At 40.2% G+C, this 21,733-nt stretch carries 23 protein-coding genes; 13 read left to right on the top strand and 10 right to left on the bottom strand.

Annotated features, from left to right (window positions below; translation table 11 throughout):
- The first annotated feature begins 572 nt into the window (after positions 1–572).
- The 4 genes from HWQ37_RS09945 (at position 573) to HWQ37_RS09930 (ending at position 3,477) form a co-directional block, all read left to right on the top strand.
- Positions 573–710 (top strand): hypothetical protein, encoded by a 138-nt coding sequence (locus HWQ37_RS09945; protein ID WP_292746374.1) that lies wholly within the window; start codon positions 573–575, stop codon positions 708–710.
- 177 nt (positions 711–887) lie between these two features.
- Complete coding sequence (locus HWQ37_RS09940; protein WP_292746371.1) at positions 888–1,334, top strand: tellurite resistance TerB family protein; 447 nt, start codon at positions 888–890, stop codon at positions 1,332–1,334.
- A gap of 233 nt (positions 1,335–1,567) precedes the next feature.
- Positions 1,568–2,923: a UDP-N-acetylmuramoyl-tripeptide--D-alanyl-D-alanine ligase gene (locus tag HWQ37_RS09935; RefSeq protein ID WP_292746368.1), complete on the top strand. Its 1,356-nt coding sequence runs from the start codon at positions 1,568–1,570 to the stop codon at positions 2,921–2,923.
- Positions 2,920–3,477, top strand: a complete 558-nt coding sequence (locus HWQ37_RS09930; protein ID WP_292746365.1) for a GNAT family N-acetyltransferase — start codon at positions 2,920–2,922, stop codon at positions 3,475–3,477. The genes HWQ37_RS09935 and HWQ37_RS09930 overlap by 4 nt, the downstream gene beginning before the upstream one ends.
- A gap of 3 nt (positions 3,478–3,480) precedes the next feature.
- On the opposite strand, the gene HWQ37_RS09925 is transcribed toward HWQ37_RS09930, so the two are convergent.
- Complete coding sequence (locus HWQ37_RS09925; protein ID WP_292746362.1) at positions 3,481–3,810, bottom strand: hypothetical protein; 330 nt, start codon at positions 3,808–3,810, stop codon at positions 3,481–3,483.
- Positions 3,811–4,015: 205 nt separating this feature from the next.
- On the bottom strand, positions 4,016–4,417 hold the full coding sequence (locus HWQ37_RS09920) for a fasciclin domain-containing protein (RefSeq protein ID WP_292746359.1): 402 nt from the start codon (positions 4,415–4,417) through the stop codon (positions 4,016–4,018).
- Positions 4,418–4,585: 168 nt separating this feature from the next.
- On the opposite strand from HWQ37_RS09920, the gene HWQ37_RS09915 reads away from it, so the two are divergent.
- A complete protein-coding gene (locus HWQ37_RS09915) occupies positions 4,586–5,521 on the top strand; it encodes a putative 2-dehydropantoate 2-reductase (RefSeq protein WP_292746356.1) in 936 nt (311 codons plus the stop codon).
- A 64-nt stretch (positions 5,522–5,585) separates the two neighbouring features.
- Here HWQ37_RS09915 and HWQ37_RS09910 read toward each other — a convergent pair whose 3' ends face one another.
- Both HWQ37_RS09910 and HWQ37_RS09905 read right to left on the bottom strand, forming a co-directional pair.
- Complete coding sequence (locus tag HWQ37_RS09910) at positions 5,586–5,813, bottom strand: hypothetical protein (RefSeq protein WP_292746354.1); 228 nt, start codon at positions 5,811–5,813, stop codon at positions 5,586–5,588.
- 104 nt (positions 5,814–5,917) lie between these two features.
- Complete coding sequence (locus HWQ37_RS09905; protein WP_292746352.1) at positions 5,918–6,187, bottom strand: hypothetical protein; 270 nt, start codon at positions 6,185–6,187, stop codon at positions 5,918–5,920.
- Positions 6,188–6,559: 372 nt separating this feature from the next.
- Between HWQ37_RS09905 and HWQ37_RS09900 the strand changes: the two genes are divergently transcribed.
- Positions 6,560–8,938 (top strand): AAA family ATPase, encoded by a 2,379-nt coding sequence (locus HWQ37_RS09900; RefSeq protein ID WP_292746349.1) that lies wholly within the window; start codon positions 6,560–6,562, stop codon positions 8,936–8,938.
- 22 nt (positions 8,939–8,960) lie between these two features.
- Here the strand turns inward: HWQ37_RS09900 and HWQ37_RS09895 are convergent, their stop codons facing one another.
- Positions 8,961–9,593 carry a Uma2 family endonuclease gene (locus HWQ37_RS09895; RefSeq protein ID WP_292746346.1) on the bottom strand — a complete coding sequence of 211 codons (633 nt, stop codon included), beginning with the start codon at positions 9,591–9,593 and terminating at the stop codon, positions 8,961–8,963.
- 36 nt (positions 9,594–9,629) lie between these two features.
- On the opposite strand from HWQ37_RS09895, the gene HWQ37_RS09890 reads away from it, so the two are divergent.
- Complete coding sequence (locus HWQ37_RS09890; RefSeq protein ID WP_292746344.1) at positions 9,630–10,172, top strand: Uma2 family endonuclease; 543 nt, start codon at positions 9,630–9,632, stop codon at positions 10,170–10,172.
- Positions 10,173–10,374: 202 nt separating this feature from the next.
- On the top strand, positions 10,375–11,121 hold the full coding sequence (locus tag HWQ37_RS09885; protein ID WP_292746341.1) for a DUF561 domain-containing protein: 747 nt from the start codon (positions 10,375–10,377) through the stop codon (positions 11,119–11,121).
- A 100-nt stretch (positions 11,122–11,221) separates the two neighbouring features.
- Here HWQ37_RS09885 and HWQ37_RS09880 read toward each other — a convergent pair whose 3' ends face one another.
- Positions 11,222–12,370, bottom strand: a complete 1,149-nt coding sequence (locus HWQ37_RS09880; protein WP_292746338.1) for a DegT/DnrJ/EryC1/StrS family aminotransferase — start codon at positions 12,368–12,370, stop codon at positions 11,222–11,224.
- Positions 12,371–12,697: 327 nt separating this feature from the next.
- Here HWQ37_RS09880 and HWQ37_RS09875 point away from each other — a divergent pair, with 327 nt between their 5' ends.
- Together HWQ37_RS09875 and HWQ37_RS09870 are read left to right on the top strand one after the other, a co-directional pair.
- Complete coding sequence (locus HWQ37_RS09875) at positions 12,698–13,474, top strand: ABC transporter permease (protein ID WP_292746335.1); 777 nt, start codon at positions 12,698–12,700, stop codon at positions 13,472–13,474.
- Positions 13,475–14,000: 526 nt separating this feature from the next.
- The gene (locus tag HWQ37_RS09870) at positions 14,001–14,225 is read left to right on the top strand and encodes a hypothetical protein (protein ID WP_292746333.1); all 225 of its coding nucleotides are present in this window, start codon (positions 14,001–14,003) and stop codon (positions 14,223–14,225) included.
- Positions 14,226–14,713: 488 nt separating this feature from the next.
- Here the strand turns inward: HWQ37_RS09870 and ftsH3 are convergent, their stop codons facing one another.
- The 4 genes from ftsH3 to HWQ37_RS09850 form a co-directional block, all read right to left on the bottom strand.
- Positions 14,714–16,555, bottom strand: a complete 1,842-nt coding sequence (ftsH3, locus tag HWQ37_RS09865; protein WP_292746330.1) for an ATP-dependent zinc metalloprotease FtsH3 — start codon at positions 16,553–16,555, stop codon at positions 14,714–14,716.
- A 113-nt stretch (positions 16,556–16,668) separates the two neighbouring features.
- Positions 16,669–17,463: an aminotransferase class IV gene (locus tag HWQ37_RS09860; RefSeq protein WP_292746327.1), complete on the bottom strand. Its 795-nt coding sequence runs from the start codon at positions 17,461–17,463 to the stop codon at positions 16,669–16,671.
- Positions 17,463–17,882 carry a GNAT family N-acetyltransferase gene (locus HWQ37_RS09855; protein ID WP_292746325.1) on the bottom strand — a complete coding sequence of 140 codons (420 nt, stop codon included), beginning with the start codon at positions 17,880–17,882 and terminating at the stop codon, positions 17,463–17,465. The genes HWQ37_RS09860 and HWQ37_RS09855 overlap by 1 nt, the downstream gene beginning before the upstream one ends.
- A gap of 237 nt (positions 17,883–18,119) precedes the next feature.
- Entirely contained in the window at positions 18,120–18,905 is a 786-nt protein-coding gene (locus HWQ37_RS09850) for a hypothetical protein (protein WP_292746322.1), read from the bottom strand.
- Between the two features lie 386 nt (positions 18,906–19,291).
- Here HWQ37_RS09850 and HWQ37_RS09845 point away from each other — a divergent pair, with 386 nt between their 5' ends.
- The 3 genes from HWQ37_RS09845 (at position 19,292) to HWQ37_RS09835 (ending at position 21,663) form a co-directional block, all read left to right on the top strand.
- The gene (locus HWQ37_RS09845) at positions 19,292–19,801 is read left to right on the top strand and encodes a hypothetical protein (RefSeq protein WP_292746319.1); all 510 of its coding nucleotides are present in this window, start codon (positions 19,292–19,294) and stop codon (positions 19,799–19,801) included.
- Between the two features lie 99 nt (positions 19,802–19,900).
- The gene (locus HWQ37_RS09840) at positions 19,901–20,731 is read left to right on the top strand and encodes a hypothetical protein (RefSeq protein ID WP_292746316.1); all 831 of its coding nucleotides are present in this window, start codon (positions 19,901–19,903) and stop codon (positions 20,729–20,731) included.
- Entirely contained in the window at positions 20,728–21,663 is a 936-nt protein-coding gene (locus HWQ37_RS09835) for a hypothetical protein (RefSeq protein WP_292746313.1), read from the top strand. The genes HWQ37_RS09840 and HWQ37_RS09835 overlap by 4 nt, the downstream gene beginning before the upstream one ends.
- Positions 21,664–21,733 lie beyond the last annotated feature (70 nt).

The following is a 21,733-nucleotide window of genomic DNA, read 5'->3' as shown; positions in this document are numbered from 1 at the left end:
CTAAAAAGAGTTTCCCGATCTACCTGATCAAGAGCGATCGCCAGGTTCCCTAATGTCCCAGACAGCAGCCCAATGCCGAATGGCACTAAGAAAAGCCCAAAAGCCTGTGTAGCCTCGTTCCCAGCCTCCAGGCTGGGAACGTATTCCGAGAGGCTCCGCCTCTAGTCAAGAAAGAGGAGGCGGAGCCTCCCAGAATGGGTTCCCAGCCTCCAGGCTGGGAACCAGTCAGGGCAAGGGCTGTATCTTAACTTAGTGCCATTCAGCCCAATGCCCTTTAGGAGTGCTGAGTGAGGGAGATGAGGGAGATGAGGGAGACAAGGAGATAAACAAAACTCCTAACTCTTGTACAGACAAAGATTTTTCGCGTCTCTACTCCTAACTCCTAACTCCTAACTCCCAACGCCTTTTTTCAAAACTTCATACAATCTTCAGAAAGAAAAATTTTCAGCGGGGTTATGAAAGAGCTAAAGTTTTGTTAAGATGCAATTGCTAGCAGTTTCTCAGCGAAATTCACCTATCGGGGTGTGGAGAAATAAAAAGCACAAGCAGCACAAAGTTCAAAAGGTGAAGCAATGACCACCTATATTTTTTTCGATGAAGCTCTAAGAATGTTGACCAATGCCTATTTGATATCAGTAGTACTGTTAATTGCAGCTTCTGGTATAGGTTTGGCGGTCATTGAGACAATAGAAAAGACAGGAGAACGCTAAGTTTATAGATGGCAACGTAGTTCCTGCCAAAAACCATTGGGCATAAGTGTTCGCCGTGAATAAATCCTGGGAACACTAATGTATGAAAGTCTTATAGCGTTATAGTCTTACCTGGAAATCTACCAAATATACAGGTAACAGTAAGGCTATTGGGACTCTAACCAAGGAGCTACTACAATGGGTCTATTCGACGCTGTATTGGGTACAGAAAGCCAAACCCAAGCAGCACTCAATCCAGCCGAAGCTTTTGCTGTCATTATATTGACGGCAACGGCTTCAGACGGCTATCTTTCTCTTGAGCAAGCAAATTCTATCATTTCTGTGCTGTCTCGGCTGAAACTTTTTAAAAGTTATCCCAATGAAATGATGAACAGACTGTTTGAAAAAATCTTGGGCATTCTTCAGGGCGATGGCTTTAATGCTTTGTTTAATGCAGCCAAAGATTCTCTATCTCAAGACTTACGGGAAGCAGCCTTTGCGGTAGCCACCGATTTAGTCCTAGCTGAAGGTATTATACCTGAAGAAGAAAAAAACTTCTTAAAAGATTTATATCAAGCTTTAGGGGTTTCTCATGAGATAGCAATACAAATTATACAAGTAATCTTGATTAAAAATCACGCTTAGGGTAATACAACATAACTTGTTAAGCCCATTGTTTTTAGCTGATTAAATTGTATAAGTAGCTTATAAACAAAGTGTGGCAGGGAAGTTAAGCTTCTTTGCCACTATTTTTTACTAATCGTTTAGAGATGTTGCATTGCAAACTCTCTAGATTGAGCGTATAAATTATCTCATCTAAACAATTATTATGTCATAATTCGATTTTATGATTTTGAACTTTAAATTGTAAATTCTTTATGCGTTGTTCTGCCTCCCTAACCCAACTGGTTGAAGTTATTTTGGCTGATTCTGTAAACTTATCTGAAACTGCTTTAACACAAGTAACTAGCGGTATCCAAACAGATAGCCGTACCTTGAAGCCGGGTGAAGTATTTGTCGCTTTCCGAGGCGATAAGTTTGATGGACATGAATTTGTGCCAACTGCGATCGCAAAGGGTGCAATAGCTGCGATCGTAGATTTTGAATACGAAAATCCGGGATTTCCTGTACTACAGGTAAAAGACACCCTCAAGGCATATCAAAAACTTGGTAGATGGTGGCGCGATCGCTTTAACATTCCTGTAATTGGTGTAACTGGTTCGGTGGGTAAAACTACAACCAAAGAATTGATCGCCGCAGTTTTAGGAACAAAGGGACGAGTTCACAAAACTTATGGAAATTACAACAACGAAATTGGTGTCCCGAAAACTCTCCTAGAACTTGGCGCAGAAAATGATTATGCCGTGATTGAAATGGCAATGCGGGGTAGAGGACAAATTGCCGAACTGACGCAAATAGCACGTCCAACAATTGGAGTGATTACCAATGTGGGGACGGCACATATTGAGTTACTGGGTTCCGAAGAAGCGATCGCTGAGGCAAAATGTGAGTTATTAGCCGAAATGTCTGCTGATGGTGTGGCAATTCTCAACCACGATAATCCTTTATTAATGGCCACAGCAGCGAAAGTTTGGCACGGAGAAGTTCTAACTTACGGCTTTTCTGGTGGGGATATTCAAGGGCAGTTAATTGATAACGACCAGGTGGAAGTTGCCGGAATCAAACTACCTCTACCTTTACCTGGTCGTCATAATGCCATTAATTTCTTGGCAGCTTTAGCGGTGGCAAAGGTTTTAGGGATTGATTGGGCAAGCTTCAAAGCAGGTGTAATCGTAGATATGCCGACAGGACGATCGCAGCGATTTAACTTACCCAATGATGTGGTAATCTTAGATGAAACTTATAATGCTGCACCAGAAGCTATGATTGCAGCATTGCAGTTATTGGCAGATACACCCGGAAAGCGGAAGATTGCGGTATTGGGTGCAATGAAAGAATTGGGAGAGCGATCGCAGCAGTTGCACCAGCGAGTGGGAGAAACTGTGCGAAAGTTGAATTTAGACGGTTTGTTAGTTTTGGTAGATGGACAAGATGCCGAAGCGATCGCTCTTAGTGCCGAAGGTGTGCCATCGGAGTGTTTTGCAACTCATGCCGAGTTAGTGGCTAGGTTGAAGACGTTTGTGCAAACAGGCGATCGTTTATTATTCAAAGCCGCCCATTCTGTAGGACTAGATCGGGTAGTCAGTCAGCTACGTGCAGAATTTCCCAAATGAATCTACCACTAGAAACCCAACGTCTCATATTGCGAGACTTTGTAAAATCAGATTGGCTAGCGGTTCATCAATATGCTAGCGATCCTAAAGTTGTGCGTTATTTAACCTTTGGCCCAAATAGCGAAGAAGATACCAAAAACTTTTTGCAAAGAGAGATTTCATTGCAAAGTAAAGAACCCCGTCAGCATTTTGCTTTGGCAGTAACTTTAAAACCCCAAAAGCAATTAATTGGTATCTGTCGTATATCGGTTCAGGATACTGACAACAAAATAGGCTCTATTGGATACTCTTTTACTAAGGAATTTTGGGGACAAGGATATGCAACTGAAGCTGTAAATGCAGTTGTATCATTTGGTTTTCAGGAGTTAGACTTACATCGCATCTTTGCTACTTGTCACCCAGAAAACATTGCCTCAGCAAGAGTTTTGCAAAAAATCGGAATGCAGCAGGAAGGATATTTACGAGAACACCATCGGATTAAGGGAGAATGGCGAGACTCTTGGCTATATGCCATCCTTGAGCATGAATGGAGAGGTCTAAAATATCACCTATAGACTTCAGTTGGAAAGACTAGGACTATTACTGTAGCGTCTTTGAAAAAGAATTGCTGCCAAATTAGTCACTAAACAGGTGATTGCTAGCCATAGCAAGATATAAGTAGGAGCCATCACCACGCCAATCTGGAACCAAGTATATACGTGCAGGATCATTACAGAAGCGAAAAAGCTAGCGATTCCAGCAGATTGCCATACTTGATGCGATGGGCGGCGTAAAGCTACCAGGCTCATCGTTAAAATTGTGACAAGCAAGTTCGCTGGTACGAGAAATGCACAAATACTTATGCAGTTGCCACGAGAGAACTCAGCTAAGGTGTTAAAATCGAGCATTAATTTTCTTGGGATAGATGTTAACTTTTTAATAATTTGGTTTATTGTATTTAAAATAACGAAATATATATTAAGGTATGAGTGAGTAATCACATTGCAAATATAACATAATTTAAACTATTGAGTTTCCTTTTGATACTACCAATAGTTAGTTAATTATAAAGATTTTAGATAAGTAGGGTGGAAAACACCCACCCTAGCTAAATTAACCCGGTAAAATTACCGTATCGATAACGTGTACCACACCATTATCAGCTTCGATATCTGCTGCTAAAACTGTGGCATTTTTAACTTCAAAACCATCAGAAGAATCAATTTTAATCGGTGAACCTTCCACAGAATTAACCGTACCGAGTTGTGCCAAATCAGCCTGTAGCAGCTTTCCTGGAACGACATGATACTTTAAAATCCGCGTTAGCTGGGGAATATTTTGTAACAGAGTTTGGATAGTTCCCTCTGGTAACTTGGCAAAAGCATCGTCATTTGGTGCAAAGACAGTGAAAGGGCCAGGACTTTTTAATGTTTCTACCAAACCAGCAGCTTGTACAGCCGCCACCAGTGTTTTAAACGACTCAGCCGTAACTGCAATATCAACAATATCAGCCATATATCTTACCTAAATCTCTGCAAAAAATTTTAAAGGATAATAAACCTATTTTAAGTTTTATGAAACAAAATAAATTTAAAATCAGGCGGTGAATAAACTACACCTAGAGGCGTAATCCTGTCAAACATCGCCTTATGATATTTCTAGGAAAATTCCCTTATAAAAGAAATGTCCGATCGCACGTATGCCATTCTGGGAACTGGAGCATTAGGTGGATTCTATGGCGCTAGATTGCAAAAAGCTGGGTTGGATGTCCACTTTTTGCTCAAGAGTGATTACGAACAGGTAAAAAAAGCTGGTTTAGTGGTAAAATCCAAAGACGGTGACTTTACCCTTCCTGAAGTCCACGCCTACAACGACGTAGAAAAGATGCCACAATGCGATGTGGTAGTGGTGGCACTGAAGACGACGCAAAACCATTTATTACCAAAGATGTTGCCACCTGTAGTTAAAAATAATGGGGTGGTGTTGGTATTACAGAATGGACTTGGTGTAGAAGAGGAAGTTGCTGAAATTGTTGGTAATGTAACTGTTATCGGTGGATTGTGCTTTTTATGTTCTAACAAAGTGGGTGCAGGGCATATACACCACCTAGACTATGGGCAAATTGTCTTCAGTGAATATACCCCTAATTATCAGCCTACTGGTATAACTGAGAGGATGCAGCAAATTGCTGATGACTTTGAAAGCGCTGGTATCGCAATTGAATTAGCCGAAGATTTACTACTAGCACGTTGGAAAAAGTTGGTGTGGAATATCCCGTACAATGGGCTTTCTGTGATTCTCAACGCTAGAACAGATGAATTAATGGCCTATGAGTACACGCGCAAGTTAGTTGAACAGTTGATGTATGAAGTAGCGGCAGGGGCGAAAAGTTACGGGCGGATTATTAGCGATCGCTTCATTCAAACAATGCTCGATTATACTATCAAAATGACACCTTACCGCCCCAGCATGAAAATTGACTACGACGAACATCGTCCCTTGGAGATAGAAGCAATTTTCGGCAACCCATTGCGGAAAGCCCAAGTAAAGGGTGTGGATTTAGTGCAGATTAGCTGTTTATACCACCAGTTGAAGTTTTTAGATGCCAGGGGAAAGTGAGGGGGATGAGGGGACAAGGAGATAAACAAAACTCCTAACTCCTAACTCCTAACTCCCCCAATTTTTAACGCAGGGATTCAAAAATGACTGCTATTGTCATTAAACACAACAGGATAGTTCCTAGTGGAAGCAAAAACTGTTGTAAAAGGTACAGCAGTATGGGTATGATTTGTAAGATACCCAAACCACTAGATAAAACGTAAGCGATCGCAATGCCAAATAGCACCAACAAAAAATATTTCAAGGATTTAGAGGCAAAGCGAAATAAAAGCGTATCCTGATTTGTGTCCATAATTTTACTCACGAAAGTAGCTGAATTTTGAGCAGTGAATATTCTTTTTGATTACCCCAATCATCCTTAAAAAATTGGGCTGTGGGGAATCAAAAGTATTAGGTTTATGATTGGATAATTGCCTTGTTGGTTGAATTATCTAAAGACTGTTGCGATTTTTGCAGATTGTTTTGCTTTTCATAACTAACTAATAGTTGGAATGAAATAAACAAGCCCAACAACAGAAGCAAAAACGAGCCAAAACCAGAGGAATACTTATTGATTTCTCGCTCCACACCACATTTGAGACAGACATATCTATTGGGATTACGTGTATCTTGGGCAAAAGGGCACTGATTTTGATTGCAATCATGATGACAATCTTTGTCTAACATCATTGAACCTCCTGTAAAGTAAAGACTTACATACTTAGTTGTAAATACGCTCTACAGAATCTAGTTAGTTAATACCCACTGCCTGTTTAGTAGACACCACTTTCATGAGTAATTAATATGGCACTGTAACAGCCGTGATTTACTAAGCTTGCAGTAGTAGCGCTTTCTAAATCTCTCCTCAACCACCTTTTTTTGGCGCTTAACTTAACTTTGCCTGTATTACTTACAAGAGTAATACAACCCCAAACGCTTTGCAGTCGGATAAAGTAAGTTTCCTACCGAGTAGGAAAAAGTATTTTGTAGTATGGTGGGTAGGAAGAAGTAGTAAAAATATGGTTATAATGAATTACAAATGATACATCAAGTTAACAAATGGGTACAGAAGAAGCCTTAGAGTTTGTAAATAACTTGGTTTTTCTCAAGACGGGAGAACACTTAGATAAAACTCAAAGGATTATCTTGCGTCATTTGTGGGAGGATGAAAGGCGGACTTATCAAGATATTGCCAACAGACTTGGTTATACAGAAGCGCATTTAAAATCAGTTGGCGCGGAACTTTGGCATTTACTATCAAAAGTGCTGGGAGTGAAAGTATCAAAATCTACCTTCCAAGGTGTGGTTCAGGGATTTAGAACAACCCAACAACCGACAAAAACCAGCCATATTCCCAATTTAGAGGGCAATGACGCTAAACCCCAAGATTTAGATTCTAGCTTTGTAGGGCGCGATCGCCAAATAGCCGAACTCCACACCTTAGTCAGTCGGGGAGAAAAAGTTATCCTCATCCAGGGTGAAGGCGGTGTTGGCAAAACCAGATTAGCACGCAAATATTTTAAAAGTCAAAAATTTAATTTTGTACTCGAACTGTGGATGGCTACAGAAATCCAAAACCTTACTCCTGTAGAGAGTGTAGTTGAAGAATGGCTGCGGCGAGACTTTAACGAAGAACCGGGAGGTAACTTTGGTATCAGCTTAGAACGACTACGGCGCAAACTCCGAGAGCAAACTTCTAAAATTGGCGTATTTATCGATAATTTAGAAACTGCTCTCGATAAAAATGGCAAGTTCCTAGAATATCGTCGCCCTTATGTTGAGCTATTGAGAGTATTAGCAGATTCGGATGTGCATTCAGTTACCTTAGTAACAAGTCGTGAGCGTTTGCGGGAATCTAGTGTACAGATTTATCTTTATCCACTCGGAGGTTTAGATAATGAAGCATGGCGAAAGTTTTTCAGCAATTGCCACATCAATTGTGATTGTACTATTCTCAGTGAAATGTGCAGAGCTTATGGAGGTAACGCCAAAGCAATGCAAATTATCCGAGGAGCAATATTAACAGATTTTTCTGGTGACATCCACGCCTATTGGCAAGAAAACTGTACAGATTTATTAATAGAAAGAGAGTTAAAAGATTTAGTCGCCAGTCAATTTACCCGTCTCCAAGAAAATGACTTAGAAGCCTATCGCCTCCTGTGTCGTTTAGGATGCTATCGTTATCAAGATATTCCTTCATTACCCATCGAGGGAGTTTTATGTTTGCTTTGGGATGTACCAGAACCAAAACGTAGAGGTGTAATTAAAGCTCTGCAAGATTTGTCTTTAATAGAAGCAAAAAAAGGACAATACTGGCTGCATCCGGTAATTCGAGATGAAGCAATCAGTAGATTAAGGTTAGTCAATGAAGAATGGGAATTAGTAAACCGAAAAGCCGCAGAAAGTTGGACGCAACGAGTTACAGCCATCAAAAATATCACAGATGCTTTAACAGCTTTAGAAGCTTATTATCATTATGTAGAAATTAGTGATTTTGAACAAGCTGGGGATGTAATTTTGCAAGGACGCGGTAAACAGTGGAGTATCGGTTTACCTTTGGGTTGCTCGTTTTACCAATTGGGACTGCTTCAGAAAAACTTCTCTGTCATTAAACGGATAATAGACGATATAAAATCGCAAGAAAGATTAATTAGACTTTACAATATTCTTGGCTATACATATCGAATTATCGGGTGCATTAGAGAAGCTATAGAATGCTATGAGAAATCAGAAGAAGTATTAGGTAAATTAGATGTTAAGCAAACAAAAATATCTATTTTGTTTAATACTGGGCTTTGTAAACTTGAATTATGGGAAATACAAGCAGCCGAAGATTGTTTCAATTCTGTTTGTAGCCTTGCTGAACAGAATAGCAACCTTGATGATTATATGACTTATGCTCAATGCTGTCTAGCTTTGATCAAATCACGCTCTGGTAGCAGAGAAGATGCTTTCCAGCTTGCTGAAGTTGCCTTTGCTGCCATGTCATCATCAACTAGAGTAACTTTATGGGGAATCGGGCATAGTTTAGTAACTCTCTGCATAACTTATAAAAATTTGGGTAATCTGAAAAAATCCTTTGAGTTGTGCCAACAAGCTATATCTCATGCTGAAGAAAACAACTTTACCCAAATTAAAGCTAAAGCTATAAGTTGTCTGGCTGAACTTTTTCGAGAACAGGGAGAATTTGCCAGGGCAATTTTTCATCATTCAGAAGCGATAGGAATTCTTGATAAAATTGGTGCTAAATCAGACTTAGCTGAGGCTTATTATCAGTTGGCATTGACTCATAAAAAAATGGGTGAAATTGCTCAAAGTAGTGAAAGTTTTGTAAACGCGATGTCTGCGACGGGCTACGCCTATGCACTCTTTAACGAAATGCAAGCACCCAAGCAAGTTGAGAAAGTACAAACAGCAATGGAGTATTTTGAGAAATAAGCAATGATATTAGATTTTACCTTCATCCATGTTCTCGAATCACCTGACTAAACTCATTAACTGCATCATACTGATCCGCCATGCGCGAATATTGGGCTAGCAATTTTATATCTAAATCTGGGAAAAAAGAACTTTGGGACACTTTTTCATATTCCTCATCTCGCAAACAATAGACGGAAAGTAGCCCATCTTCCCAAAACCAGACTTCTGGAACTTTCAGACGTTTGTATATTTCCAACTTATTAATGCCGCCACTGGTGACAGTAATTTCAATAATCAAATCTGGAATCGGTTTTTTAGCCCCAAAGTTATAAGACTCATCTGGTTCTCGTCGCGTACCATCTTTCCGTTTGCCGAGTGTAGCACTTCCTCTAACGTAGAAGCGAATTTTCTTTTCTCTCAGGTATGCCTCTAACAAACGACTTGTAGTACTTTTAGCATCTTCATGGTCATCGGAAAGTGGGGACATAATTTCTAAAATTCCATCTAAATAAGTTAGTCGCGCACCTGTACCTTCCAGGTCTACATCTAGCTTTTCTAGTTGATCCCAACTGACGTTATACAGCACAACATAGGAAGTCTTGGGAGTGACAGGTTTGGCGATGACTGGGGAATTCATGGGGCGATCGCTCCTAGAGAGGTCTGTTGTCTCCATAATATAAATACAAGGCGTGTAATAACTAGAGGTTTTATGTCCCTAACCCTTGAAGACTTGGAACAAATGCAGCAACAGCATCCTGACTTTCGCATGGAACTAGTTAAAGGTAATATTATTGTTATGAGTCCATCAGGATATGAATCAGATGAAGTCGCAGCTGAAATGGTAGCCCAATTACGTAACTGGGTTAAACCGCGCAAGCTGGGACGAACAGCAGCTTCTAGCGCCGGTTTCAGATTGCCTAATTCCGATTTGCGCGCACCGGACGCTTCATTTGTTTTAGCCGAACGCTTGCGTCGCAGTCCCAAGTCCTTTGCTCAATTGGCTCCCGATTTGACTGTAGAGGTGAAGTCCCCTAGCGATAATTTAGAGGACTTGAGAGCCAAAATCCAAGAATTTCTGAGTTTGGGGACTAAGGTAGGAATTTTGCTCAATCCAGATGAGCGGATTGTTGAAGTTTACAACTTTGGACAAGAAGCAATAATACTTCATGATGGCGATATTTTAACAGTTCCCGAACTGCTCCCAGGATGGGAAGTGCCAATTGCAGATTTGTGGCCTCTAGAGTTTGACTAGGATAGTGGTAAAAGACCCTACAGACGTAGTATAGATGAAATTAGAAGTTTATGCGATCGCTTTTAGTGTAGATGGCAAAACTTTGATTAGTGACAACGCCGATAAAATTATCAATATTTGGCAACTACCATAGTGATTTAGTCTCTCATCAACTGAGGGGCGGTAGAATATACCTAATTTTCGTAGCTTCAAAAGCCAAACTATGACGATGCATTCCACACTCCAACGTGCATTTACTAACCGCCGCGTTCTAAAAGTGATAAGCGGTTTGAATAACTTCGACGCAGCTAGCGTCGCTGCTACTGTCAAAGCTGCTGAATTAGGCGGTGCTACTTTTGTCGATATCGCCGCCGATGCAGCTTTAGTCCAACTAGCTAGAAGTTTGACAAATTTACCTATTTGTGTGTCAGCAGTAGAACCAGATAAATTTGTGCAAGCAGTGGCAGCTGGTGCTGATTTAATTGAAATTGGTAATTTCGATTCCTTCTATGCTCAAGGACGACGCTTCGAGGCTCCAGAAGTGCTAGCCCTGACTAAGCAAACTCGCGCTCTTTTCCCGGAAATTACCCTATCTGTCACCGTTCCCCACATCCTGGAACTAGATCGACAAGTACAGCTAGCAGAAGAGCTGGTGAAAGCTGGAGCAGATATTATCCAAACCGAAGGCGGTACTAGCAGTAACCCAGTTCACCCCGGAACTCTAGGATTAATTGAAAAAGCTGCCCCCACCTTGGCAGCAGCTTTTGAAATTTCCCGTGTAGTGTCAGTGCCAGTATTGTGTGCTTCCGGCATTTCTAACGTTACCGCACCATTAGCGATCGCGGCTGGTGCTGCTGGTGTTGGTGTTGGTTCCGCCATCAACCAACTCAATAGCGAAATCGCCATGATTGCCGCCGTGCGTGGCTTAGTAGAAGCCTTAGCGACTTCAAGAGTGCTGACTCAGAAGTAAAAAGTAGGCATTGGGCATTGGGCATTGGGCATTGGGCATTGGGCATTAGTGTATTAATTATTTTCCTCTGCTCCTCTGCTCCCCTGCCCTTCCGCTCCCCTCACCCCAAACAATCCTTCAACGCATAAATCACCCGGTCTTGCTGCTGGTGTGTCAGTTCTGGGAACATAGGCAAGGATATAACTTCATGGCAAGCTTGCTCTGCTATTGGTAAGTCTCCAATTTCATAGCCCAGACTTTGATAAACTGGCTGTAAATGTAAAGGGTGAGGATAGTAAATCATTGAACTCACGCCCTGTTCTTGCAATTGACTACGCACCCAATCTCGATATTTGGCGCTAGAACCATTCCGCCCTTCGCCGGATATGCGAATAGTGTATTGATTCCATACCCCAATACCCCCAGGTAATTCTTGGGGCGGGACAATCCCCGGAACTTGACTAAGGAACTGATAGTAATAGTTGGCAATATCTCGGCGGCGATCGTTCCAAATATCTAAATAACGTAGCTTAATCTGCAAAATGGCTGCTTGGAGAGCATCTAAGCGGCTATTTACACCGATTTCTTCATGTAAATATCGAATCTTACTACCATGATCTCGTAGTATTCGTAGTTTAGTGGCGATCGCTGGATCGTTAGTCGTTATTGCTCCACCATCGCCGCAACCACCAAGATTTTTGGTAGGGTAGAAACTAAAGCAACCAATATGTCCAATGCTTCCTACTCTTTCATCAGCCCAAATTGCCCCTGTAGACTGAGCGCAATCTTCAATTATTGCCAAATTGTGAGACTGAGCGATCGCCATTAATGATGTCATATCCACGGGTTGTCCAAATAGGTGAACCGGGATAATCGCTTTAGTGTTGGGTGTAATCGCCTGTGCGACTTGCTCCACATCTAAATTAAACGTAGTCGCGTCAATATCAACGAAAACAGGCTTTGCACCGACGGCGCTAATCACTTCAGATGTCGCAATAAAGGTAAAAGGCGTTGTAATCACTTCATCGCCTGCACCAACGTCCAAGACTCGTAACGCTAAGTAGAGCGCATCAGTACCAGAATTACAAGCCACACATTCAGTAACAGTATTATAAGCGGCAAACTGTTGTTCAAAGCCTTCGACTAAGGGGCCGCCAATATAGCGGCCAGAAGCCAAAACCTCTAAGACCGCTGCACTTACTTCTGCTTCGATGGTGGTGTATTGCTGCTTGATATCAAAGGCAGGGATGGGATTTACACTTTGGATCATGAGTTCTCATTTTATCGGGAGATACAAAGGATGCACTTCGACAGTCAATTTTTGCTAATTGAATTGTTAATCAAAGAGGAGCTACTAAAAGACTATCGCCCAAGATACGCATCTATTAGGGTTTTTACTTAAATTGTGGTGCGGCAAATCACCGCACATTTAATTTACAGATAGTAGGCATACTAGGTATTTGCCATGTTAAAGTCGTACCATTTGGAATTTTGAATTGATGAAAGTGATATATATCAACCAAGATCAAACACATCCGCTCAAAGTTCCTCTTGTGGGGTCGGCTTTGAGAAGAAAATACCAGGAAATAGAAAACCCATGCAGGATCTAATTAAGCTGGATTTTGTAGATTTAGCTATTGCTGTCGGATTGATGGCGATCGCCATTGGTTTATCTGCCTGGGAAAAATTAGGATTAGAGTTGAACCTAGCCCTTGCTACTGGGAGAACCATCTTACAACTTCTTGTATTGGGATACATTTTAGATTTCATCTTGGCTTTAGACAATGCTTGGGCAGTTTTAGCGCTATTAGCAATAATGCTGACAATTACGGCGATTGTCGCACGAAATCGCATCAGCCAAAAAATTCCTTATGTGTTGCCTTTGGTGTGGGGTGCAATTTTAATTAGTACCGCCGTGACAGTGTTTTACATCAACTTCTTAATCGTTCAACCAGAGAGATGGTACGAACCACAGTATATAATTCCCCTAGCAGGGATAGTCTTAGGTAATGCTGCCAATGCAGCTGCGATCGCTGGCGATCGCCTTGTCAGCACCATTAATTCCAGCCATCTTGAAATAGAAACCCATTTAAGCTTAGGTGCAACTCCAGAGCAAGCAGTTAGCCAGTATCGCAAAGACGCGATCAAAGCCGCATTGATTCCTACTCTCAATCAAATGATACTCATAGGTATGGTCGCAATACCAGGAATTACCACCGGACAGTTATTAGCTGGTGTCAAACCTCTTGATGCAGTATCCTACGAAATTTTGATTACCTTTATGGTTGCTTTTGCTAACTTGTTGACAACAGTTTTAGTCACAAAGGGCTTGTGTCGTCAATTTTTTAATTCTGCCGCACAGTTGATCAGATGATATTGTCTCGTTCCCAGTCTCCGACTGGGAATGCCGTCCTAGAGGCTCCGCCTCCCGAACTCGCGGCGGAGCCGCAATGATTAGCATTTCCAGCCAGAGGCTGGAAACGAGGTTTTAAAGGAGTTTTTGCTTAATTTGACACCAATGATAGCTAGCTGTGCTACCCTACGAAGTCTCTACACAATTGAAGATATTTTGGAAACGCATCTATCCTATGAAGTATCTTGTGCAAAGCATAAATAAATATTTATATGGTTATTTAAAAATCATGTCATCTCAGTATTCAAACCTGACGCTGTAAAGCTGAGAACTCAACGTATTGCCGTCTATCGGAGCTAACAGAACCAAAAGAGGAATGTCATCATTAGCAGATGTACTTTTGGGCAGGGATGTCAAGTAGGTGAAATATTTATTAATATTGTTAATAGATAGTAAATGTAAATTCAGCGTCAGGAATCCGAAAAAATTCCTAATGACAGGTATTTAGCACCAATCACCAGATTCTTCACCAACGGAACAGAAGATTATGAAAGATCAAAAACGATCGGACTCTAAAGAATTCGTCGGAAATCTCAAGAATGGGATTTGGCTATTTGGCCTGTCATCCTGGGTATTTGGCATTACCGATCGCAGTATTGCTTCATTTGCAGATGGCTATCTATCTGCTTTGGATTTGACGCAACTATTTACGGCGGCTACATTCTTTGTCGCGTGGCTATTTTTGAAACCGACATCCAGAGACTTAAGTTAACCAACTGATTAGTATCCAGTCATTGTTTAGGCTAGTCTTATCAAGATTGAGAAAGTTATCTATTTGATCGCCATAAGGGGTGCGCCACAGAATGGATAGATTCTTTTGTATTGATTGCAATCAGGGTAATTCGTAAAATCTCCGAATTACCTTGATTTCTAGTTCTTACCCTCTATACCAGCATTTAGGCAGGTTTTGCCGGCGTTAGTAATTTAATTTTGGTATCTCGACAAAAATTTTTCTAATTTTCTGGAATTGGTGATGCTCAGGTTGTAGTCTCTATCAGATTAGCGATTTATACTGAAACTCTATAACGAACCTGCGGGGAATATAACCCCAATTAAAAGCCCGGTCTTCATGGCCGGGCTTTTGACAAGAAATAAAAAAAATTGGGGTAATTCTAGAAAATCTCAGAATTACCCCAAACTTTAAAAGTTACGAATTGTTCTTAACTCTTGTACAGACGCTATTAATCGCGTCTCATTAAATTAGGCAAATGCAGCAGTTGTGACATCGTTATTTGACAGAATTTCATGCAACTCTTCAGCGTCTACTGTTTCTTTATCAACCAGCATTTGCGCTATCTCATCTAAAATGTGGCGGTTACGCACCAACACTTCTTTAGCGCGTGTATAGGCTACATCTACAAGTTTGCGGACTTCTTCATCAATGGCGGCGGCAGTTTCTTCAGAAAAATCACGCTCTGACATGATATCTCTTCCGAGGAACATATTACCTTGTTGGCGACCAAGGGCGACTGGGCCTAAGCGATCGCTCATCCCAAATCGGGTAATCATCTGACGCGCAACCCGTGCTACTTGTTGCAAATCATTAGAAGCACCAGTAGTAACTTCTTCTTCACCAAAGATTAATTCTTCAGCAATCCGACCACCCAAAGCTACAGCCATCTGATTTTCCAGATAAGCGCGGCTGTACAAACCTGTGTCCATCCGGTCTTCGCTGGGGGTAAACCAAGTTAAACCACCTGCACGACCGCGAGGAATAATGCTAATTTTTTGTACTGGGTCATAGTCAGGCATCAAAGCACCAACTAAGGCGTGACCAGCTTCGTGATAAGCTACTAAGGTTTTGCGCTTTTCACTCATTACCCGGTCTTTCTTCTCTGGCCCGGCTAATACGCGATCGATCGCGTCGTTGATTTCATCCATCGAAATTTCAGTCAAATTCCGGCGTGCTGCCAAAATTGCCGCTTCATTCAACAAGTTGGATAAATCAGCGCCAGTAAATCCAGGGGTACGACGAGCGATTTTATCCAAATCCACATCTTTGGCCAAGGTTTTGCCACGGGCGTGTACCTTGAGAATTTCGCTGCGTCCGGCGTAGTCGGGACGATCTACCACAACTTGACGGTCAAAGCGACCAGGACGCAATAAGGCTGCATCTAGGACATCAGGACGGTTGGTAGCGGCAATAATGATGATGCCAGTATTACCTTCAAAACCATCCATTTCGGTGAGCAACTGGTTGAGGGTTTGTTCCCGCTCATCGTTACCACCACCTAAACCTGCACCGCGTTGACGACCTACAGCGTCAATTTCATCGATGAAGACGATACAAGGAGCATTGGTTTTAGCTTGTTCAAACAAATCGCGGACGCGGGATGCACCCACACCAACGAACATTTCGACAAATTCTGAACCGGAGATCGAGAAGAAGGGTACACCTGCTTCACCAGCTACAGCCCGAGCTAAGAGGGTTTTACCTGTACCAGGAGGGCCAACTAACAGTACACCTTTTGGAATTTTTGCACCAACGGCGGTAAAGCGATCGGCGTTTTTCAGGAAGTCTACAACTTCGTTTAATTCCAACTTGGCTTGGTCAATACCAGCGACATCGCCAAATGTCACCTGAGTTTGTGGTTCCATTTGGACTCTGGCTTTGGATTTGCCAAAGTTCATCGCTTGGCTGCCTGGGCCACTTTGAGCGCGACGTAGTAAGAAGAATAAGCCAACCAAAAGCAATACAGGGAAAAATAAGCTGCTCAGTGCCTTAAACCAAAATCCTTCGTCGGTTTGGGGCAATACAGAAATATCAACGCCTTTAGAAGTCAGAGTATTAATCAAGTCTGGATCGTTGACTAAGGTAACAATCCGTTTCGCTGGGTCATATTTGGGTGTAACCAGTGCTGTGGAGCGATCTGCACTCAAACTGACTTTTTCGACTCTGCCTTGCTGAACTTCTTGAATAAAGCGACTGTATCGCCACGTCTCTCTGCTTTGGGGTTGTTTGTCAAAAAATGCTGTTCCCAGCGCAATTACGACAATAAACAGCAGCGCGTACAGCCCTGCATTTCTCCATCTCTTATTCACTAAGGTCTATCCTCCGGTATTTTTCGTGCGATCGCCTAGCGTCTCTGATCACAAAGGTGATTATTAAGAATTATGTTAACTTATCTTAAGATATAACAAATTTGGCGTGGTTGTCATGCTAAAAAAAGCTCCCTTATTAGCTGAAAACTATCATGGTAGGGATTACATTGTAGCGACCCTGAAGGCAGATGAACGGTATGAATGGGAATAATTTCTACCACACTATTAGTGTAGGCGATCGCTTCAAATCTCTGGACTAACTCGACGCTCCAAGTTTCTTCTCGCACTGGCTGCTGGTGGTTTTGCAACCAGTTTACAAGTTGCGATCGCACAATTCCCGGTAAAATTCCGGCCTTTATTGGCGGCGTGTACCAACTGCGATCGCACCAGCCCCAAAGGTTGCCTGTACTGGTTTCTAGCCAATTTCCTTGAGCATCGACTAATATTGCTTCTTGAGCATCTGAGCTAGTTTTTGCCAACCAAGCACTCAAATAGTTTCCAGTTTTATGAGAGGGGAGAGAGCGATAAAATTCTGAACTGGCAACAGCGCATAAAATACCATTCTTTTGTTTCTCTGTCAAATCTGGGGGTAATAATCTGCCAGTTATCCACTCTCGTCCATCGGAAAAAAGGGTAATTCTGAGAACGGGGAAGTGTGCGAAGAGAATTTCGGCACCTTGACGCAGACGATTCCAATCGGGTTGCTGCCAACCAAAAGTTTGTAGTGAAAAAAGTAAGCGATCGCAATGTGCTTGCCAATTAGTTAAATTACTATCTAGGGAGTTTTGATAAACCCGCAATGTTGTAAAAACAGTCGCCCCATAAAGTAAACCTGGATCGTTAATATTTAATTCTAGAGTTTGAGAGTGAACTAATTTACCGTCATACCAAAAAATATTATTTGTCACTATAATTCCATTGAAAAATGATGACTTGTAATGCTCATACGCTGCATGAGATAAAATCTGTGGGCTGCAAATCGCTGAACACCAGAATCAAGACTTAGGTGTTTACACTCATGATTTTTGGCATATTCAATTAGCCACTGAAATAACTGTTGACCATAGCTGTGTGAGCGTTTAAACTCATCAACAACTAAATCACCAATATATAAAAACTTTCCCGATGCTAAACAATTAGAAATGCGAAATCCAGCAACTGCTACAGCTTGCTTTTCTACTTCTAAGAATGCAAGTTGATATCCTTCTTTCATTTGACATCGAACTTGTTCTACAAAGTTAGCTTGCTCAAGATGAGGGCGCAACTGCGACATAGCAGGAAAACATTGTAATATTTGAAAGTCAGATTCTGCCAATTTTATTGACATCGCTATTACCTTACTCAATCGACTTATTGCATGAATTAAAAGCCCTCACCCTAAATCCCTCTCCCAATCTTGGGAGAGGGACTTTGAAATTGGCTCCCCTTCTCCCAATATTGGGAGAAGGGGTTGGGGGATGAGGGCTAATTTTGCAAGAGATATAATCATGTATGAGAAATTTGAACCTAATTGGGCTAATACAATCCCCTACTGTACTTACAGCAAACCGTTATAAATAATAATTTAGTCTTTAGGGGGAAATATAATTTTATTAGTCCCTTCAGGAGTTGTAACTATTTTTCCTCCCAAAGCTTCGATTTCCTTAATTGCGCGTTTCTGAGTTCTCTCATCAGCATGATTATTTAAAACCATTGACCATGTAGAAATTTGAGCATATTTACTTTTAGGATTTCGACTCAGAAATTCAGCAGTTCTTTGGGAAGTATTAGCCATAAGCTGACTTTCTGAATCGGAAAATTTACTAGCCCAGTTTGCTGCTGTTGCAAAAGACTGTCGAGCAGCTTGAGCGTTTCCTAAAAATAATAACTCATCAACTCCTTTATAACGCCAGATATAATAAGACTTTTCGGGAACTGAGGGAGATAGTGATTTTAAGCCTTTCTCTGATAGTGCGATCGCACGTTCTGGCATACCAGCATACAATGAAGTACTGATCGAAAGACTGCGATATGCTTCTAAAAATCGCGGATCGCGTTCTAGAATAACTTCAAAATATTCTGGACTTAAACTGTAACCTGTTTTATCCCGAACTTCATCATCTCCAAAATATTGGAGAAAATTGAGATATACCAAATCTGCAATAAAGTTATCATAACCAAAACTAGGTGTTTTTTTGAGAAAATTCAGACGGAGACTTTCAGATTTTATTTCTTTTTTTAGAATTTCTAAGGATGTAGATTGTTTTCTATTTATTAGTTTTTGCAATTGGGGAAATTGAATCAAGCCAACCCCTAAAATACACATACAAATTACAAAAGGTGTAGCAAAAGCTTGACGAGATAACAACATATTTTCTTTGTCTTTACCATCATGGTCATATTATTGTATACATAGTGGTATAAGAAAAGTCAGCCCCCCTTGCGCGTCTACCCTTTGCTAAACCAAATAAAAAACAGGTTGACTAAAATAAACAAATTCAATACTAGTACTTTTTTATACCTAAAATTCGTATTTACTGTGTAACGTAGTGGCGATCAAATCTAAAATGGTATTATTCTTTTTCTAAGGTAAATTTGGCTCTAGGAAATTAGAACTTTTTTAGGAAAAATTTATTCAATTATTAAGTTCTTTTTACTTTAGTTACTTTTTTTTAGTAAAAGTAAAAGCCTTCAAAATTTTGACATAACCTAGAACTGTATTTTGTTTATATTTAAATCTGTAACCTCTAAAACGTCATGGTGAATAATACTTTTAACGAAAACACAGAAACTAATGGTCAATCCATCGAAAACATCGATAATAATAGTCATTTTAGCAAACCAAGTAGTGAATTTAAAAGAAAAGTTAATAAGCTGAATGCTAAAGGAGAAGGATTTAATATTGATGACGTTATTGATGCTATTCAAACAGCAATAGTAGAAGTTGTAGAGCTAGAAATTACTACTTGGGTTCCCGACTCATCTACTCAGTTACAACAATCACAAGGGCAGCAAATTGCTCAAACAGGCAATCGAATGTACACTATAATCAATTTAATTGATGGTGATATAAATAACGAAGTTGGTAGTCAGTTTGTTGGTAATGGTCCATATACAGAACTTCGTGAATTTCATTTAACGCAAATCAAAGAAAGTCGGGAAATTATGCAAAAAAATATAGAAAGTTTGCATAAGTTGTATGGATTTCTGATCGAAATTATGAAATCTCGTAAAACTTCACAACAATCGCTATCTCGTCCACAGTAGTTAATATTTATTAATAGTAACCCTAAAATACCTACAGGATATGAACTTTTCCAAACCTGTGGGTTAATTTGCTTTAGAGAAATCAAGGAAATTATAACTATGACTAACAAAATTCAAGAGCAAGCCAAAGATTTACTAAACAAAGTAGTCTCATCTGTACATGAATTAGTTGATGATATTACAGCTTTAGAAGTAAATACGATGGTTGTAGAGCAAATTACTGGCGCAAAGTTTAATGCTTGGCAAGCGTATGAAGAGATTTATTCAATAAATGATAAAGACTACTTTGATAGCAAAGGAATTCCAAATCCAGACAATTTAACAGAACCAGAAAAAACTCAAGCTCAAGAACTACGCAAGCGCTATACAAGTCTATTTTCGCAACTTGAAAGAGAATATTTTTACATTCTCCTTGAACAAGGTAATGAGAGTAGTGAGACAGATTCTAGGATAATACAATATCAGGATCGTCTTAAATATCAGGTGGAACATAAAGCAAATATTGTTCCAACTGATGAGGTATATATAAAGTTAGCTCGACCAATATTACCTGCTCCAACTCCTGTTGCAGATCAAGAAGATAATAATCCAAAAAACTTGCGGCAAAGGTGGCAAGAAATTGAAGAACTTTTGAATAATGATAAATTTATTCGGACATTGCGGAAAATGTCTGAGCTTAAAGCTGCACTTAATAGTGATAACATTACCAGCGTAGATATTGATGTTATATATGCCCAAACTGTTATGCAGTTAGATGGAGATATTATCAGCCGTTACCATAAAAACCTATTTCAATTACCTGAAGGAGATAGAGATTTAATCCTAAAAATACATAATGAAGGGGTAATTGCTGGGGAGAAACAGTGGCGTGGAACACTAGATTTTCTGATTGGTGTTATACAAAATATTGCAAAATTATCCAGACAATGAACGCTGATAAAATACAAACAGTTTGTGACGCTGATGTTCAACTCTCTTTCTTTGTGCAAATACCTCAAGGTACTCCTATTGAACTTGAAATTAAGGTTGAGCCAGGATATTACACTTTTTATCTAAATAAGGCAGTTTTAAAACAAATTGAGGAAGCGCGGAAAATAGGCTGCTCTCTGTACATTCCGCCAAAATTAATAGCTTATCTTTTGTATTACAACTGCTTTAGTGATAATGCTGTGCCATCCCAGAAATTAGTAAGTAGTAAAAAAAACTTTAAGCTTTTTAAATTTTTTGATGACACTTTTATAGTAAGTTTTGTCAAATTAGTTTGGAATAAATCGTTACGAAATAAATCAACGTTACAGTACGGACTTACTTTTAATTTTTATTATAGAGATGATACATCATCATATTTGTGGAAAGAACAAGATATTGTTTTACAAAGTAATGTCTTATTTTATGGTGACATAATTCACAAAGTCAGGAGTGATTTTATCCAAAATCCTGAGTGTTTAAATATTGTTTATGTACATTATTGGCTGATTGAACAAATACTAAGCTTTCTTCGGACTAAATTGAATCTATTAGCTTGGGAGCTAGCTTCACTGTTTCCGGCTGCTTTTTTTACTTGGAAATTACATTTAGCAGTCTCATTATCAATCCTTGTTGGGCTAGTAACATCTTTTGTATTTGCTACTATTCGCTATTGGCTTGTTAATCAACTTCCTAAATGGACTTATATGAGTTCTCAATATCGAAATTGGCTGGCGTGGGGAATAACTTGTGTTAGTTCTAGTATTTTTCTTTTTACTCCCACTAATTTCTTATTTTTCTTGTTTTTGTCACTACTGGGGCCGCTATTACAAAAAGTTTTTAGTTTTGTAGTGGGGAAAATTGGTAAAGGCTTTATGCGTTGGTTACTAGCCTAAAAATCGGGTATGAGGATTGAAAAAGATATTTTCTTGTGAAAGACTATTTTCAGAAAAAGATTAGGGTAGC

This window comes from Nostoc sp. NMS4 (assembly GCF_017115095.1).
Classification (GTDB): Bacteria; Cyanobacteriota; Cyanobacteriia; order Cyanobacteriales; family Nostocaceae; genus Nostoc.
Note: the sequence above shows the minus strand (reverse complement) of the source record. Positions and strands in the feature narration are given on the sequence as shown.

What these genes read in the sequence shown, in the direction of transcription:
- HWQ37_RS09945 (WP_292746374.1), top strand. Translation starts at nt 573, where the DNA reads ATGACCACCTATATTTTTTTCGATGAAGCTCTAAGAATGTTGACCAAT.
- HWQ37_RS09940 (WP_292746371.1), top strand. Translation starts at nt 888, where the DNA reads ATGGGTCTATTCGACGCTGTATTGGGTACAGAAAGCCAAACCCAAGCA.
- HWQ37_RS09935 (WP_292746368.1), top strand. Translation starts at nt 1,568, where the DNA reads ATGCGTTGTTCTGCCTCCCTAACCCAACTGGTTGAAGTTATTTTGGCT.
- HWQ37_RS09930 (WP_292746365.1), top strand. Translation starts at nt 2,920, where the DNA reads ATGAATCTACCACTAGAAACCCAACGTCTCATATTGCGAGACTTTGTA.
- HWQ37_RS09925 (WP_292746362.1), bottom strand. Translation starts at nt 3,810, where the DNA reads ATGCTCGATTTTAACACCTTAGCTGAGTTCTCTCGTGGCAACTGCATA.
- HWQ37_RS09920 (WP_292746359.1), bottom strand. Translation starts at nt 4,417, where the DNA reads ATGGCTGATATTGTTGATATTGCAGTTACGGCTGAGTCGTTTAAAACA.
- HWQ37_RS09915 (WP_292746356.1), top strand. Translation starts at nt 4,586, where the DNA reads ATGTCCGATCGCACGTATGCCATTCTGGGAACTGGAGCATTAGGTGGA.
- HWQ37_RS09910 (WP_292746354.1), bottom strand. Translation starts at nt 5,813, where the DNA reads ATGGACACAAATCAGGATACGCTTTTATTTCGCTTTGCCTCTAAATCC.
- HWQ37_RS09905 (WP_292746352.1), bottom strand. Translation starts at nt 6,187, where the DNA reads ATGTTAGACAAAGATTGTCATCATGATTGCAATCAAAATCAGTGCCCT.
- HWQ37_RS09900 (WP_292746349.1), top strand. Translation starts at nt 6,560, where the DNA reads ATGGGTACAGAAGAAGCCTTAGAGTTTGTAAATAACTTGGTTTTTCTC.
- HWQ37_RS09895 (WP_292746346.1), bottom strand. Translation starts at nt 9,593, where the DNA reads ATGGAGACAACAGACCTCTCTAGGAGCGATCGCCCCATGAATTCCCCA.
- HWQ37_RS09890 (WP_292746344.1), top strand. Translation starts at nt 9,630, where the DNA reads ATGTCCCTAACCCTTGAAGACTTGGAACAAATGCAGCAACAGCATCCT.
- HWQ37_RS09885 (WP_292746341.1), top strand. Translation starts at nt 10,375, where the DNA reads ATGACGATGCATTCCACACTCCAACGTGCATTTACTAACCGCCGCGTT.
- HWQ37_RS09880 (WP_292746338.1), bottom strand. Translation starts at nt 12,370, where the DNA reads ATGATCCAAAGTGTAAATCCCATCCCTGCCTTTGATATCAAGCAGCAA.
- HWQ37_RS09875 (WP_292746335.1), top strand. Translation starts at nt 12,698, where the DNA reads ATGCAGGATCTAATTAAGCTGGATTTTGTAGATTTAGCTATTGCTGTC.
- HWQ37_RS09870 (WP_292746333.1), top strand. Translation starts at nt 14,001, where the DNA reads ATGAAAGATCAAAAACGATCGGACTCTAAAGAATTCGTCGGAAATCTC.
- HWQ37_RS09855 (WP_292746325.1), bottom strand. Translation starts at nt 17,882, where the DNA reads ATGTCAATAAAATTGGCAGAATCTGACTTTCAAATATTACAATGTTTT.
- HWQ37_RS09850 (WP_292746322.1), bottom strand. Translation starts at nt 18,905, where the DNA reads ATGTTGTTATCTCGTCAAGCTTTTGCTACACCTTTTGTAATTTGTATG.
- HWQ37_RS09845 (WP_292746319.1), top strand. Translation starts at nt 19,292, where the DNA reads ATGGTGAATAATACTTTTAACGAAAACACAGAAACTAATGGTCAATCC.
- HWQ37_RS09840 (WP_292746316.1), top strand. Translation starts at nt 19,901, where the DNA reads ATGACTAACAAAATTCAAGAGCAAGCCAAAGATTTACTAAACAAAGTA.
- HWQ37_RS09835 (WP_292746313.1), top strand. Translation starts at nt 20,728, where the DNA reads ATGAACGCTGATAAAATACAAACAGTTTGTGACGCTGATGTTCAACTC.